This window comes from Mycolicibacterium sp. lyk4-40-TYG-92 (assembly GCF_030209435.1).
Classification (GTDB): domain Bacteria; phylum Actinomycetota; class Actinomycetes; order Mycobacteriales; family Mycobacteriaceae; genus Mycobacterium.
The window spans coordinates 75,063-89,353 of sequence record NZ_JARVRX010000017.1 but is presented as its reverse complement, the minus strand read 5'-3'; the positions used below and the strand labels follow the sequence as shown (position 1 = coordinate 89,353).

17 protein-coding genes are annotated in these 14,291 nt (G+C 67.7%); 10 read left to right on the top strand and 7 right to left on the bottom strand.

All coding sequences use genetic code 11. The features are described from left to right. Position 1 precedes the first annotated feature (1 nt). Positions 2–1,054: an LLM class flavin-dependent oxidoreductase gene (locus QRN63_RS22710; RefSeq protein WP_285032810.1), complete on the top strand. Its 1,053-nt coding sequence runs from the start codon at positions 2–4 to the stop codon at positions 1,052–1,054. Here QRN63_RS22710 and QRN63_RS22705 read toward each other — a convergent pair. The 3 genes from QRN63_RS22705 to QRN63_RS22695 form a co-directional block, all read right to left on the bottom strand. After that, a complete protein-coding gene (locus QRN63_RS22705) occupies positions 1,051–1,497 on the bottom strand; it encodes a nitroreductase family deazaflavin-dependent oxidoreductase (RefSeq protein WP_285032809.1) in 447 nt (148 codons plus the stop codon). The two genes, QRN63_RS22710 and QRN63_RS22705, sit on opposite strands and share 4 nt — an antisense overlap. Beyond that, a complete protein-coding gene (locus tag QRN63_RS22700; protein ID WP_285032808.1) occupies positions 1,494–1,940 on the bottom strand; it encodes an HIT family protein in 447 nt (148 codons plus the stop codon). The genes QRN63_RS22705 and QRN63_RS22700 overlap by 4 nt, the downstream gene beginning before the upstream one ends. A 107-nt stretch (positions 1,941–2,047) precedes the next feature. Continuing rightward, a complete protein-coding gene (locus QRN63_RS22695; RefSeq protein ID WP_267315227.1) occupies positions 2,048–2,515 on the bottom strand; it encodes a VOC family protein in 468 nt (155 codons plus the stop codon). Positions 2,516–2,541: 26 nt separating this feature from the next. Here QRN63_RS22695 and QRN63_RS22690 point away from each other — a divergent pair, with 26 nt between their 5' ends. Both QRN63_RS22690 and QRN63_RS22685 read left to right on the top strand, forming a co-directional pair. Continuing rightward, positions 2,542–3,369: an AraC family transcriptional regulator gene (locus QRN63_RS22690; RefSeq protein ID WP_285032807.1), complete on the top strand. Its 828-nt coding sequence runs from the start codon at positions 2,542–2,544 to the stop codon at positions 3,367–3,369. 17 nt (positions 3,370–3,386) lie between these two features. Beyond that, complete coding sequence (locus QRN63_RS22685) at positions 3,387–4,763, top strand: amidase (protein ID WP_285032806.1); 1,377 nt, start codon at positions 3,387–3,389, stop codon at positions 4,761–4,763. Here the strand turns inward: QRN63_RS22685 and QRN63_RS22680 are convergent. Continuing rightward, positions 4,760–5,722 (bottom strand): alpha/beta hydrolase, encoded by a 963-nt coding sequence (locus QRN63_RS22680; protein WP_267315224.1) that lies wholly within the window; start codon positions 5,720–5,722, stop codon positions 4,760–4,762. The two genes, QRN63_RS22685 and QRN63_RS22680, sit on opposite strands and share 4 nt — an antisense overlap. A gap of 76 nt (positions 5,723–5,798) precedes the next feature. Then, positions 5,799–6,287, bottom strand: a complete 489-nt coding sequence (locus QRN63_RS22675) for a DNA-deoxyinosine glycosylase (RefSeq protein ID WP_285032805.1) — start codon at positions 6,285–6,287, stop codon at positions 5,799–5,801. Positions 6,288–6,329: 42 nt separating this feature from the next. Between QRN63_RS22675 and QRN63_RS22670 the strand changes: the two genes are divergently transcribed. Both QRN63_RS22670 and QRN63_RS22665 read left to right on the top strand, forming a co-directional pair. After that, entirely contained in the window at positions 6,330–7,409 is a 1,080-nt protein-coding gene (locus tag QRN63_RS22670; protein ID WP_285032804.1) for an adenylate/guanylate cyclase domain-containing protein, read from the top strand. A 67-nt stretch (positions 7,410–7,476) separates the two neighbouring features. After that, entirely contained in the window at positions 7,477–8,277 is an 801-nt protein-coding gene (locus tag QRN63_RS22665) for a glycoside hydrolase family 16 protein (protein ID WP_267315221.1), read from the top strand. Here QRN63_RS22665 and QRN63_RS22660 read toward each other — a convergent pair whose 3' ends face one another. Together QRN63_RS22660 and QRN63_RS22655 are read right to left on the bottom strand one after the other, a co-directional pair. Next, positions 8,278–10,419, bottom strand: a complete 2,142-nt coding sequence (locus QRN63_RS22660; RefSeq protein ID WP_285032803.1) for a heavy metal translocating P-type ATPase — start codon at positions 10,417–10,419, stop codon at positions 8,278–8,280. Positions 10,420–10,450: 31 nt separating this feature from the next. Then, complete coding sequence (locus QRN63_RS22655; RefSeq protein ID WP_061002753.1) at positions 10,451–10,654, bottom strand: cation transporter; 204 nt, start codon at positions 10,652–10,654, stop codon at positions 10,451–10,453. A 96-nt stretch (positions 10,655–10,750) separates the two neighbouring features. On the opposite strand from QRN63_RS22655, the gene QRN63_RS22650 reads away from it, so the two are divergent. The 5 genes from QRN63_RS22650 (at position 10,751) to QRN63_RS22630 (ending at position 14,154) form a co-directional block, all read left to right on the top strand. Next, positions 10,751–10,963 (top strand): hypothetical protein, encoded by a 213-nt coding sequence (locus QRN63_RS22650; RefSeq protein ID WP_073696157.1) that lies wholly within the window; start codon positions 10,751–10,753, stop codon positions 10,961–10,963. A gap of 79 nt (positions 10,964–11,042) precedes the next feature. Then, positions 11,043–11,594 carry an ATP-binding transcription factor AbmR gene (gene abmR, locus QRN63_RS22645; RefSeq protein ID WP_064858939.1) on the top strand — a complete coding sequence of 184 codons (552 nt, stop codon included), beginning with the start codon at positions 11,043–11,045 and terminating at the stop codon, positions 11,592–11,594. 65 nt (positions 11,595–11,659) lie between these two features. Further along, positions 11,660–12,133, top strand: coding sequence for a hypothetical protein (locus tag QRN63_RS22640; protein ID WP_285032802.1), 474 nt, complete (start codon positions 11,660–11,662; stop codon positions 12,131–12,133). 3 nt (positions 12,134–12,136) lie between these two features. Beyond that, on the top strand, positions 12,137–12,655 hold the full coding sequence (locus tag QRN63_RS22635) for a methyltransferase family protein (protein ID WP_285032801.1): 519 nt from the start codon (positions 12,137–12,139) through the stop codon (positions 12,653–12,655). Positions 12,656–12,915: 260 nt separating this feature from the next. Then, the gene (locus QRN63_RS22630; protein ID WP_285032800.1) at positions 12,916–14,154 is read left to right on the top strand and encodes an HNH endonuclease; all 1,239 of its coding nucleotides are present in this window, start codon (positions 12,916–12,918) and stop codon (positions 14,152–14,154) included. Positions 14,155–14,291 lie beyond the last annotated feature (137 nt).

The following is a 14,291-nucleotide window of genomic DNA, read 5'->3' as shown; positions in this document are numbered from 1 at the left end:
CGTGCAGTTGTCTGTCCTCGATCTCGTCCCCGTCCGGAGCGACCAGTCCACCGTCGACGCCTTCGCCGCCACTGTGCGCCTCGCCAAGGCCGCCGACCAGCTGGGCTACACGCGCTACTGGGTGGCCGAGCACCACAACATGCCCGCGGTCGCCGCCACCAGCCCACCTGTCGTCCTGGGCTACCTGGCCGCCCAGACTTCGCAGATGCGGCTGGGCTCGGGCGGCGTGATGCTGCCCAACCATGCACCGCTGGCAGTCGCCGAGCAGTTCGCGCTGCTGGAAGCGGCGGCCCCGGGGCGCATCGACCTCGGTGTCGGCCGGGCGCCGGGCACCGACCCCGTCACCTCGATCGCGCTGCGCGGCCCGGCCGGGCGCACCGATGAGGACATCCAGCGTTTTCCCGAGTACCTCGATGACGTCGTCGCCCTGATGAGCCCCGGCGGCGTCAAGGTATCCCTCGAGGGGCGAAACCTGTTGGACAAGAACTACATCCTGAAGGCCACCCCGTCGGCGGTGCGCCCGCCGAAACTGTGGCTGCTGGGCTCGTCGATGTATTCGGCGCACCTGGCCGCCGCCAAGGGGCTGCCGTATGTGTTCGCCCACCACTTCTCCGGGCAGGGCACCGAGGAGGCCTTGGCCACCTATCGCGAGGAGTTCCGGCCCAGCGAATTCGCGGACGCGCCAACGACCTTCATGACCGTCAATGCCTGCGTGGCGGAGACGCGCGACGAGGCCGAACAGCTGATCCGCCCCAACCTGCAGATGATGGCGTGGCTGCGCACCGGCGAGCCGCTGCGCCCGCTGGACCTGGTCGAAGACTCGGAGCACAACCAGCTCACGCCGACGCAGCAGGCGATCGTCGCCGCTGGAATGGAGCGGGCCGTCGTCGGCGCACCCGCAGAGGCGGCGGCCCAGATTCGGGACCTGGCATCGCATTTCGGCGTCGACGAGGTGATGGTCAGCCCCGTCGCCGCCGCGCGCCGGGGCTGCGATCCAGCCACCGCCCCGGCTCGTGAGACGACGCTACGGCTGCTCGCCGAGCAGCTGCTCTAGCGCGGGGTCAGCGCGACCACCGGAATGGGCCGGGTGGTGCGCTTCTGGTAGCCCGCGTACCGGTTGGCGTTGTTCTTGTTCACGACCTGCCACAGCCGCGCGTAGTCGGGGTCATCCTTGCCGACCACGCGGGCCGTCACCGGGATTCGCTTTGTGCCGACGTTGATTTCGATCTCGGGGTTGGCCTTCAGATTGAAGTACCAGCCGGGCGCCGTCGGCTCGCCGCCCTTGGACGCGACCACCAGGTAGGCGTCGCCGTCCTTCGCGTAGGTCAGCGACGTGGTGCGTGCCAGGCCCGTCTTGGCGCCGACGGTGTGCAGCAGCAGGCTCGGTGGGACGCCGGGGAACTGGTGCCCGATCCGGCCTTCGGTCTTCTGGTAGATCCGGTCGTGCATCTTCAGCAACGGGAGGCCGAGGTATTTCTCCCACAGGGGCATGCTCATGGCTTCAAGTCTGCCTGCGGATCAGACAGGCGCGCCACCGCCTCCAGTAGGATCTTTCCACTGGTTTCCCGGTCGGGATCACGGCGCAACAGCATGCCTTTGGCAAACGCCAGCTTGTCGCCTGTCTTGCGTGGGACGACGTGCAGATGGATGTGGAACACCGTCTGAAATGCGGCTTTGCCATCGTTGATCGCGATGTTGTTGCCGTCGGCGTGCAGGCCGGACTCGCGCGACGCCTGTGCGATGCGCTGACCGAGTTTGGCCATGCCGGCCACCACGTCGGGCGGGGTGTCCACCAGGTTCTCGTAGTGCTGCTTGGGCACCACCAGGGTGTGGCCGCGGGAGAACGGGCGGATGTCCAGGAACGCCACGTAGTCGGCGTCTTCGTAGACGCGCACCGCGGGTGCCTTCCCGGCGACGATGTCGCAGAACACACAGGCCATCAGTTCACGGTAGGCCAACCGGCTGAGACAACATTTGTCGCACTCTCCCCCGCAGGCGGGAGGTGCCCCCACAACAGGCCTTGCCCCTCGCCTGGACGTCGTGCGACTCAGACGTTCGCGGCCGCCCACTCGGACAGGCGCCGCTCGCGTTCGGCGGCGTCGACTTCTTCGACCCGCGTCATCACCGCCCAGCGCTGGCCGAACGGATCGATGATCGACGCGAACCGGTCACCGGTGACGAAAGTCTGTGTCGCCTCCCGGATTGTCGCGCCGGCACGCTCGGCGCGGTCGACCACCGCGTCGACGTCGGGGCAGTACAACACCACCGAATGCGTGACCGGACCGCTGCGTGGCGGCGCCACCAGTTCGTAGTCCGGGTTGGGATCGGACAACTGCAGCCGGCCGGTACCGAAGTCCAGCTCGGCATGTGCCACGGTGCCGTCGCCGGCATCCATCTTCTCGATCAGCCGGGCGCCGAACACCTCGACGTAGAAGTCGATCGCGGCGGCAGCTCCATCGATCACCAGGAACGGGGTGAGGCTGGTGTAGCCCTGGGGAATTGGTTGCACGCTCATGGCACCCAGTTTCGTAGGGTCAGTGTGTGGCGGCTTGGAAAAACCCGACAACAGCTCCGAGGCTTGGTGTGGTCGGCCGTGCCAATACCGGCTCGGTGTTCGACCTGCAGCAGTGGCAGCCGTCCGCCGCGGCAGCCGTCTGGGTCGAGAATTTCTGGTCCGTCACTTGGGATCTACGGGACGCCGACCCGTTCGACAGCACGGTCATCACCTTTCCCGCGGTGCACCTGACGCACGAGTGGGGCACCGACGGCGTTCGGCACGGTCACCGACTGCCGGCGACATTGGTACACGGCGTGGTCGAGCGGGTGTTCACCACCACCCTGTCCGCGTCGGGTGCGGTGGTGGGCGCCAGGTTCCGGCCCGGCGGCTTCGCCGCCCGGTTCGGCCGGGACGCCGGCGCGCTCACGGGCCACGTGGTTCCTGCCGGCGCCGAATTGCTCGGCACCTCAGCGTCTTTCCCCGACGATATCGAGCAGACGGCCGCGGCCCTCGACGCCGCGATCGGCAACCGCACCGACGTGGACACCACCTATCGCGACCTGTTGACGTTGCTCGACCGCGTCAGCGCAGATCCACAGTTGCACCGGGTCGAACAGGTGATGGCGCTGTCGCCCTGGAGCGAGCGGACCACGCAGCGGGTGTTTCGCCGTTACGTCGGAGTGCCGGTGAAATGGGTGCTGTGCCGCTACCGCCTGCAGCACGCAGCACTGCAGATCGAGACGGTGCCCGACCTCGACTTCGCCGACCTGGCAGTGCGATTGGGCTGGTACGACCAGGCACACTTCATCAACGACTTCCGGGCCATGCTGGGCTGTACACCGGGGGAGTACGCCACAAAACACCGCCGATGATGGGTAATCTGCGCCGCATGGACTCTCGTGAGCTGGCGTTCGCCGGTGCGGCCGAACAGGCCAGGATGCTCGCCGCCGGTGCGGTGACCGCACCCGAACTCGTCGAGCTGTACCTGGATCGGATCGGGCGGATCGATCCCGAATTGCGTTGTTATCGAACCGTTCTGGCCGATGATGCCCGCGCTCAGGCGCGGGCCGCGCAGGCCCGGCTGGACGCGGGGGAACGGCTGCCGCTGCTCGGCGTGCCGATCGCCATCAAGGACGACACCGATGTGGCGGGCGAGCTGACCACGTTCGGCAGCAGCGCGCACGGACCGGCGGCCACCGCGGATGCCGAGGTGATCCGCCGGCTGCGCGCCGCCGGCGCGGTGATCCTGGGCAAGACCGCGGTGCCCGAGATGATGATCTGGCCGTTCACCGAGACGCTGACCTACGGCGCGACGCGGAACCCCTGGAATCCGGGCTACGCGCCGGGCGGCAGCAGCGGCGGCAGTGGCACCGCGGTCGCCGCGGGGCTGGCGGCGATGGCACTGGGATCGGACGGCATGGGCTCGATCCGGATTCCCGCCGCGTGGTGCGGGTTGTACGGCATCAAACCGCAGCGTGACCGGGTGCCCATGAGCCCGCACGACGATTCGTGGTGCGGGCTGGTCGCGTACGGGCCACTGGCCCGCACCGTCGAAGACGCGGCCCTGTTCCTCGACGCCACCACCGACGGTGGCTTCGTCGACGCCGCCCGGCGGGCACCCGGACGCTTGCGGATTGCGTTGAGCACCAAGGTGCCACCGTTGGTGACCGCAAGGGTGGGAGCCAAGCAGCGCGCCGCGGTGGCGCAGGCCGGTGAGCTGCTGCGTGAACTCGGCCACGACGTCGTCCATCGAGATCCGGACTACCCCCGGGCGGCGGTGTACGGCCACGCCCTGCCGCGGTACTTTCGCGGCGTCTACGACGACGTGGCCGCGCTGCCGCACCCGGAGCGACTGGACCGGCGGACCCGGGCCTTCGCCAGGATCGGTGGGTTGATCTCGCAGCGGCGGATCGATGCGATCCGGGCCGGCGAACCCGCACTGACCGCGCGGGTGCAGTCGGTGTTCGACGAAGTCGACGTCGTGATCACCCCTGGCACTGCCACCGGACCGTCTCGGGTCGGGCAGTATCAGCGCCGGGGCGCCGTCGCGACCCTGGCGTCGGTCGCGGCGCGGGTGCCGTTTCAAGCGATGTTCAACGTCACCGGTCAACCCGCGGCCGTCGTGCCCTGGGGGCTGGACGACAACGGCATCCCGACGTCGATTCAGTTGGTGGGCAGGCCTTTTGACGAGGCGACACTGCTGTCGCTGAGTGCGCAGATCGAGGGTGCGCGCCCGTGGGCGGGCCGGCGGCCTGCCGTCGGTTAGCGCGCGCCGAGCGCGGCCTGGATGTCCGGCTTCATCTGCTGGAGTTGCTGACCCCAGTAGGCCCAGGTGTGGGTGCCGGTCGGCGGGAAGTTGAACGTGGCGTTGTGCCCGCCGGCGGCGACGTACGCGGCCTGGAACTTGGTGTTGGACGCCAGAGTGAAGTTCTCCAGGAACTGTTGTGGCGCACCGCTGGCGGCACCTGCCAAGTCGTCGGGTGTGCCCGTGCCGCAGTACACCCACAGCCGGGCGCCGGAGGCGACGATCTTGCCGACATTGACCGTCGGGTCGTTGCGGGCCCATGCCGGGTCACTCGGCGGACCCCACATCGCGCCGGGATTGAAGCCACCGGCATCGTTCATCGCCAGCCCGACCAGCGGCGGCCAGAAGGGATCGGACAGGTTGAGGAATCCGGACAGTGAGCCGGCGTACCGGAATACATTCGAGTGGTCGGCGGCATAGATCAGTGCGGTCGAGCCGCTCATCGACAGCCCGACCACGGCGTTGCCCCCGGTCGAGACGTGTTTGTTGGCGGACAGCCAGGCCGGCAGCTCGCGGGTCAGGAACGTCTCCCATTTATAGGTTTGAGTGGTGCCGTTGCCGACCGCAGGCTGGTACCAGTCCGTGTAGAAGCTCGACATACCTCCGACCGGCATGACCACCGAGATGCCCGACTGGTTGTACCACTCGAATGCCGGGGTGTTGATGTCCCAGCCGTTGGTGTCATCCTGGGCGCGCAGGCCGTCCAACAGGTAGAGGGCGTGCGGGCCACCACCCTGGAACTCCACTTTGACGTTTCGGCCCATGGCCGCCGAGGGCACGTCCAGGTATTCGATGGGCAGTCCTGGTCGGGAGAACGCGTCGGCAGGCGTCGCTGCGATCAGACCACCGATCGTCAGCGCCGTCAGCGCCGCACCCAGATACTTCGTGAATCCCGGCAGGTTCTTGGCAATGCGTGACATGGGTAAACCCCCTGGGTCCGGATGCGGATACACACCGCATTCGCCCGACGTACCCCGATCAACCGAAGTGAAACGTTCAGCGGACCACCTGCCACGCCGCGAGTTTGTCGGCGAACGACATGGTCAACGCGCCGCTGCTCGACGGCAGCCGGGCGGCGGGTAGCGCGATGCCGGCTTGCTGAAACAACGTGTACGCCGTCAGCCCATTGACGAAACCCCGCTCGATTGTCGGGTGTTGCGTCAGGAAAGCGGTGAAATCGTTGAGTACCAACGTCTTTCGGTCGATGTTCGCGTCCAGGCTGCCGACGCGCCGGCAGCTGTGCACGACGTCCCACAGCGCCACTCCGCCGGCGGTGACGGCATCGATGCGCTCGGCGTAGGGGAGTTCCGCGTCGAATCCGAGGAGCGTGCCCAGCAGCCGCCAGAACTGGTTGCGGGTGTTGGCGTAGTACTCGCCGGTGTCCAGTGACTTCTCGCTGGGAAACGAGCCCAGGAGCAGCACTCGTGGGTTGGCGCCGACGATTGCTGGCAGCCCCGTGCGGAGCGGCATCTCTGGCTCGGTCATGTGCCCATTCTGCGGGGCTCGCGGTCACGATAGGTTGGCCGGGTGAGCGAACAAGCTGCCGAGCCCGACGACCGCGACGAGCTGACCGCATGGTTGCTGTCCGAGGGGTTCACTGAGGAGCAGATCACCGAGGCGTTCGCGCCGACGCTACTGCCGTCTCGGCGGGCACTGGGTGATGACGGCAGCAGGCTGTCGGCTCGGCAGATCAGCGCGCAGTGGGGCGTGGATCTGGGCCTCCTGCAACGGATTCTGCACGCGGCCGGCCGGCCCCGCACGGAGGACGCGGATGCGGCGCTGTACCTGCCGGTCGACAGCGACCTGATGGGGTACGCCCAGCGGTTTCTCCGTTTCGGGCTCCCCGAGGACCAGGTCGTGGCCGTCGTTCAGGTCATGGCCGAAGGCCTCGCCCGGACGGTCGAGGTGATGCGGTTTGCCGCGTTGTCCGCGATCCTGCAGCCCGGCGTCAGCGAACTCGACGGAGCGAAGGCGACTGCCGCGCTGATCAGCAAGGCGGCGCCCCTGCTGGGTCCGATGATCCAGGACATGCTCCGAACCCAGTTGTTGCACGCTCTGTTGGAGGAGGAGGTCAGCGCCAGCGAGCGGATCGCGGGGCGGCCGCTGCCGGGCTCTGGGCAGGTATCGGTCGCCTTCGCCGACCTGGTCGGCTTCACCAGCCTTGGTGAGGAACTGCCGCCGGAGGATCTGGAGCAGTTGTCGCAGCGGCTGGCCGACCTCGCTCGTGATCTCGCTGTCCCACCGGTGCGGTTCGTCAAGACCATCGGCGACGAGGTCATGCTCGTCAGTGCTGAGCCGGTGCCACTGCTCGACGTGGTGCTGCAACTGGTCGCCGCGGCCGACGAAGACGAGGCCCTGCCGCGGCTCAAAGCCGGCATGGCGACAGGCCCGGCCGTGAGCCGCGCCGGAGACTGGTTCGGCCGCCCCGTCAACCAGGCCAGCCGGGTGACGGGCGTGGCGCGCCCCGGCGCCGTCCTGCTGGCTGAAACCGCACGCGAGGCGGTCGGTGACGCACCGGGTTTCGAGTGGTCTTTCGCCGGTGCACGACGGCTGAAAGGCATCCGTGACGAGGTGAAACTGTTCCGCGCCCGCCGCAGCGAGGATTAGCCGCGGCGCGGGTGCCCGACGCGCACCGGCTTGCACGAAGGCCGGGACGCCGCTTACATGGGTAGGCATGCCAGACATTGATCGTCGCAGCATGCTGTCCATGGCGGGGCTGGGCCTGTTGGCCGCCACGCTTCCCACGGCCGAGTCCCACGCTGACACACCCGGGAAACTGATCTTCGAGGACAACTTCGACGGGCCGGCGGGATCGTCGCCCGACACCTCGAAATGGGAGATCGCGACCGCCCGGGAGTCGATGGAGAACCCCACATACTGGGAGTTGCCCGAACACGTCGGCCAGTACCGCAACGACCGCAAGAACCTGTTCCTCGACGGTAAATCGAACCTGGTGATCCGCGCCGCGAAGGACGGCAACACCTACTTCAGTGGCAAGATTTTCGGCAACTTCAAGGCCGGCATCGGCCACACCTTCGAGGCGCGGATCAAACTCAACTGCCTGACCCCCGGCTGCTGGCCGGCCTGGTACCTGGCCAACAACACCCCGGGCATCGGCGGTGAGGTCGACATCATGGAGTGGTACGGCAACGGGAGCTGGGCCCCCGGTACCACGGTGCACGTCAACCTCAATGGCGGCGAACATGTTTCGCACACCATCACCCCCGACTCCGCGTGGCACAACTGGCGCTGCCAATGGGACGATGCCGGGATCCGGTTCTGGCTGGACTACACCGACGGCGCGCAGCCGTACTTCAACGTCCCGGCAAAGTCGTTGCCCAACTGGCACTTCAACGATCCCGGCTACACGCTGTTCCCCATCCTCGGGCTCGCCGTGGCCGGTTCCGGGGGCGGCGATCCCGGGCCGGGCACCTACCCCGCCGACATGCTGGTCGACTGGGTGAAGATCTGGTAGCTACCGGCTGGGCTTGAAACGGCGGAGTCGCAGGCTGTTGCTCACCACGAACAGTGAGCTGAAAGCCATTGCCGCGCTGGCGATCATCGGGTTCAGCATGCCCATGGCCGCCAGCGGAATCGCCGCGACGTTGTAGGCGAACGCCCAGAACAGGTTGCCCTTGATGGTCTTGAGCGTGGCCCGCGACAGCCGGATCGCGTCGCCGGCCGCCCGCAGGTCGCCACTGACCAGGGTCAGGTCCGAGGCCTCGATCGCCACGTCGGTGCCGGTGCCCATCGCCAGTCCCAGGTCGGCCTGGGCAAGGGCGGCAGCATCATTCACGCCGTCGCCGACCATCGCGACGACCCGGCCCTGATCCTGCAGGCGCTTGATTTCGTCGACCTTGTCGGCGGGCAGCACCTCGGCGATCACCGTCTCGATGCCGACTTCGGCAGCCACGGCGCCGGCCGCGCGGGCGTTGTCCCCGGACAGCAGGACGGGTTTCAGTCCCAGCTTCTTCAGGTCGGCAATGGCTTCGGCGGCAGTGTCTTTCACTTTGTCGGACACCACGATGACGCCGGCGATGGCGCCGTCGACCGCGACCCACACCGGGGTGCGGCCCTCCGCTTCGGCCTTCTGCGCGGCGGTCTGCAATTGCGGGGAGGCGTCCGCGGTGAGCCAGCTGCGTCGTCCCACCGCGACCTCGTGGCCGTCGACCACACCGGTGACACCGCGACCGTCGTGGTTGACGAAGTCGGTGACCGCCGGTAGCGATCCGTCCTCGGCGGCCCGCGTCGCGATGGCCTGGGCGATGGGGTGCTCGGAGGCGTGCTCCAACGCGCCGGCGAGCCGTAATACGTTGGCGGACTCGGCATGTACTGCTGCAACCGTCATCTTGCCGGTCGTCACGGTGCCGGTCTTGTCCAGCACGACGGTGTCGACCTTGCGGGTTGATTCCAGCACCTGCGGGCCCTTGATCAGGATGCCCAACTGCGCGCCGCGACCGGTGCCGACCAGTAGCGCCGTCGGCGTGGCCAGTCCGAGGGCGCAGGGGCAGGCGATGATCAGCACCGAAACGGCCGCTGTGAGTGCGGCACTGACAGTGCTTCCTCCCGCCACTTCGCTCGCCCCGGCGCTGCCGGCAATCAGCCAGCCGACCAGCGTCAGCAGCGCCAGGGCGATGACCACCGGCACGAATACCGCGGACACCCGATCCGCCAGACGCTGCACTTCGGCCTTGCCGCTCTGCGCATCGGCGACGAGGCGCGCCATTTGCGCCAGCTGAGTGTCTGCGCCGACGCGGGTGGCCTCGACCTCAAGGCGCCCACCCGCATTCACCGTCGCGCCGGCCAGCTGGTCGCCTGGGCCGACCTCGACGGGCACCGATTCGCCGGTCAACATCGACGCGTCGACGGCAGATGTGCCGGACACCACCACGCCGTCCGTGGCGATCTTCTCGCCGGGGCGGACCACGAAGACGTCTCCGACTGCCAGTTCCTCGATGGGAACCCGGGTTTCGTGGCCGTCGCGGAGCACCGCGACGTCCTTGGCACCGAGATCGAGCAGCGCACGCAGCGCCGCGCCGGACTGCCGCTTGGCGCGGGTCTCGAAGAACTTTCCGGCGAGGATCAGGGTCGTGACGGTGGCGGCGACCTCCAGGTAGAGATGGTCGCTACCGGTGCTCAGCATCCACGCCGACCACAGGTACGACGTGAGAACGCCCAGCGATACCAGGGTGTCCATGGTCGCCGCGCCGTGCCGCAGGTTGGTCCAGGCGGCGTGGTGCAGTGGCCAGGCGCCCCAGAACACCACGGGCGTGGCGAGTGCGAGCGCCCACAGGGGCCAGTGCGGGAATTGCAGCGCTGGAATCATCGACAGCGCGATGACGGGGATCGTCAGGGCCAGCGACACCAGCAGGCGCGGCAGGTAGGCCGTTTCGGCGGGGGCATCGGCCTTGTTGATGCTTGCGGTGTAGCCGGTGGCCTCGACGGCCGCGACCAGCTCGTCGGTGGTCACGCTGTCGGGATGGGTGATGGCCGCCTGCTCGGTCGCGAAGTTCACGCTGGCGTGAACACCGTCGATCCGGTTGAGCCGCTTCTCAATTCGGGCGGCGCATGACGAACACGTCATACCGCCCACCGACAGCGTGACCGACGTGGTCATGCGCGATCCGCCTCCGGCTTCTCGCTGGTCGTCATGCCGGTTGGACGACGTCGTACCCGGCGTCTTCGATCGCGGCGGCGACGGCGGCCCGGTCGGGCTCGCCGTCCACGCGCACGGTTCCGGCCTTGAGGTCCACCTCGACACCCGTCACGCCGGGCAGCGGCTCGACAGCTGAGGTGATGGACGCGACGCAGTGTCCGCACGACATTCCCTGAACTTCAAGTACCTGACTCATGCCGCGAGTATATACCCATAGGGGGTATAGGTAGTCTGTGATCCGGGTCTCGGTGGAATCTCGTCTTTTAGTCGCGCCGGGTGGCATCCTGGTTCCATGGCGCGCAAAGAAATTGACCCGATCCGGGCGAAGAGTGCCCTCGCGGTAGCGAAGGAACACCCGGGCATGCTGCTGTTCGTGGCGTCGCCGGTAATCGCCGCCATCGTGCTGGTCGGTGTCTTCGTCAGCCCGGGCTGGGCAGTTTTCCTCGCGCTGGTAGCGCTGGGACTGGCCGTCTTCGGCGGCTCCGCGCTGCTGCGTAAGCGCTGACAGACCACTTTCTACGCCTTTCGTTCGCTTGGGGTGAAAGGCTGTTCCGTTGCAACTGTAACGATGTAATCATGTAAGCATGAGGCAACGTCATTCTGGCCAGGACCGCCGCGGCGGCTGGCAACAAGCGCAGCAGCCCGACGCGGGCGACGCCGCCGACTGGTTCGCCGGCCGGCTCCCGGAAGAGTGGTTCGCCGGTGACCCGGACGTCACGGTGGACCGCGAAGAGATCGTGGTCATCGGGCGGCTGCCTGAGCCGGAGAATCCGGAAACGGCCGCCCGTGCCTCCGGGCGGGTGGCGCGCTTCCGGGAAGAGACCCGGTCCGAGCGCATGCGGATCGCCGACGAGGCCGAAGCTCGCTACGGCCGCAAAGTGGCGTGGGGCGTGTCAGTGGGGGAGTCGGAGCGAATCCTGTTCACCCACTTGGCCGTTCCGGTGATGACCCGACTCAAGCAGCCTGAACGTCAGGTTCTCGACACGCTGGTTGACGCCGGGGTGGCACGGTCGCGCTCCGATGCGCTGGCGTGGTCGGTGCGGCTTGTCGGCGAGCATGCCGAAGAGTGGCTCGCGAAACTGCGTGACGCGATGACAGCGGTCGACGATCTTCGTGCGGAGGGTCCACAACTCTGATCAACCATTGACGTTCGCCGCCGCGCGGGTGCAGGCTCAAGGTACTGGCCCGATGGGAGCGCGTCATGAGCGATCGGTTGTTCAATTACATCGGCGAGATGCTGTGCGGCAGCCTGGACGCCGACCTTGCGTCGGCCCGTGTGCTCGGGCCGGGTGACTTCACGAGATTCCTGACCGACGACGTGCGACTGCACGTCATCCAGGGGCGGCTGGCGGCCGAGGAATGGGGCGCGGCGGAACGGCACGGGCCGGTGCAAGTCGTCGCCACCCACATCATCATCACCGAGCACGGGCTGCTGTACGCCGCCGAGGTCGGCGGCCCGAATCCCGGGTACTACCTCGCCGCGCCGCGGACCTTGCTCGAACCCGTCGCCGACCACATTGCCGACAGCCCGCCGCCGTCGGGCACGGCCGCTGCCGTGGACTGCCGACTGGACCACGACCTCGCATCCATCTGGCAGTTCGAGAGTGCACTACGGCATAGCCTCGAGTCCGATCCGGTAATCCGGGTCCAAGTGACGTCTGCCTTCGCGGCCTGAGTCATGCCCACTTCGGCGTCCCTGCGACGTCAAAGCCTGGTCCGCAGTGCCGTTTTCACCGTCATCGTGCCCGGCACCATGGCAGGACTGATCCCGTACTCGCTGACCAGCGGTTGGCGACGCGCCGGCGATCTCCTCGGTATTCCTGGCGCATGGGTCGGCGGTGTAGTGCTGATTGTTCTCGGGCTGCCGGTGCTGCTTGCGGCGATCTACAAATTCGCCAGTGATGGGCTGGGCACGCCGTTGCCGGGAGCGCCGACGCAGACATTGGTCGTTACGGGGCCGCACCGGTACGTTCGCAATCCGATGTACCTCGCAGTGGCGGCCGTCATCGTTGGTCAGGCGTTGGTCCTCGGGCAGCCGGTACTCCTTTGGTATGCCGCGTTTTTCGTATTGGCGACGGCGGCATTTGTGTACTTCTATGAGCAACCCGCCCTGCTGAGGCAATTCGGCGACGAGTACCGGCGCTACTGCGCGTCCGTCCCGGCCTGGCTGCCGCGGGTTACGCCGTACCGGCCGTAGGTCTGTGGGTCGCGGCACGCGGATGTCCTGCGGCACGCGCCAAACACCTGCGGCCTCCTCCGAGCATCCACGCCGCGTCGTCTCGGGTCACCCAAACTCGGCAGGGTCGACTGGACCCTGCCCCCAACCTGCGCGTTCCGGCGCGAACAACTTTGGTCACTTTGTACACGCTGGTCACGGTGGGTAAATAGCGTCACGTGCGTTACAGCGCTCGCAAAATCCGGCCTTGCTGTTCGAACATTTGTTCGATACAATTGGGCATGGGAATCGCATCGGATCTCCACCCCCTTCTCGACCACCTGCGTGACGTGGTCCTTCCCGACGAGATGGCCGGGGACGACGCGCTGGAGGTGGCGCGGTGTCTGTTGAGGATGCGGAATGTGGTCGATCACTTGGCGGCGACGCTGGCCGGGGTGTTGGACCGCTGTGGTGTGGCCGCGGGCCAGGGGCGGACGCTGCGGGAACTGCTGATGTCGCTGGGGTGTGCACCGGCGGTGGCGGAGCGGCTGGTTCGGGTCGGTGGGGCGTTGCCGTTGTTGCCGACGTTGGCGGCGCACGCGTGCGATGGGGCGGTCTCGGGTGAGCATGTCGATGCGATCGTCAAGGGCATCAACCACATTCGAACCCGATCACCCGGTGAGGTGGACGAGGAAGCCCGATTCCGGCAGGTGGCCGATCTGTTGGGGCAGTTCTTCTCCGGAGCTACCCCGGCGACGATCGCGGACCGGGCCCGAAAACTCGGCAACCGCGCCGCCGCCGCCGAAGGCGGGCTGCCGGCCGCGGAGGATCGGTTGGTCAACACCCTCGAGCATCGCGTCACCAGTGACGGGCGACTGCAGGTGCGCGCCGACCTGGATGCCGAAGTCGGCGCCAAGCTGGTCGCCGCGGTGGAAGAGTTGTCGGCGCCGCGACCCGAACCCGACGGCAGCCCCGACACCCGCTCCGCCAGCCGGCGCCGCGCCGATGCGTTGGAGGCGGTGCTCGATATGGCCGCCCGCGGTGGGGATGTCGCGTCGGCGCCGCGGACGCAGTTGTTGGTGACGGTGCCCGCACAGGTTCCGGATTTGGCGGAGTTGGCGTTCATGGGGTCGATCAGCACCATGACCTTGGAGCGGATCTGCTGCGACACGGCTGTGACGACCGTCGTCGTGGACGGCGAGCAGGTGCCGCTGGACATGGGGCGGGAGAAGCGGCTGTTCCCGCCGCACCTCCGGAAAGCGTTGTATCTGCGCGATCAGTGCTGCATCAAATGCGGCGCCCCACCGGGGCGCACCCATGCCCATCACATCGTGCACTGGACCCACGGCGGCGAGACGTCACTGGGTAACGGCTGCCTGCTGTGCCCGGCGTGTCACGCCAACGTCCACCACGACGGCTGGGACGTCGTCATGGGGCTGGACCGACACCCCTGGCTCATCCCACCGGCCACCGTCGACCCACAACGGAACCCGGTACCGGCTTACAACCGCCGCACCATGCGACTCGACCACGCCGCATAACACATAAAGCGTTCTGCACCTTGATAACTCAACAGTGAATGCGCATCGCGGGCCTGCCGCTTCGACGGCGGAGCGGCAGGCCCGCGCACCAGCCGAACGCAACGGACCTGCCAAGGGTGTTATCGCCGGCTCAGCCC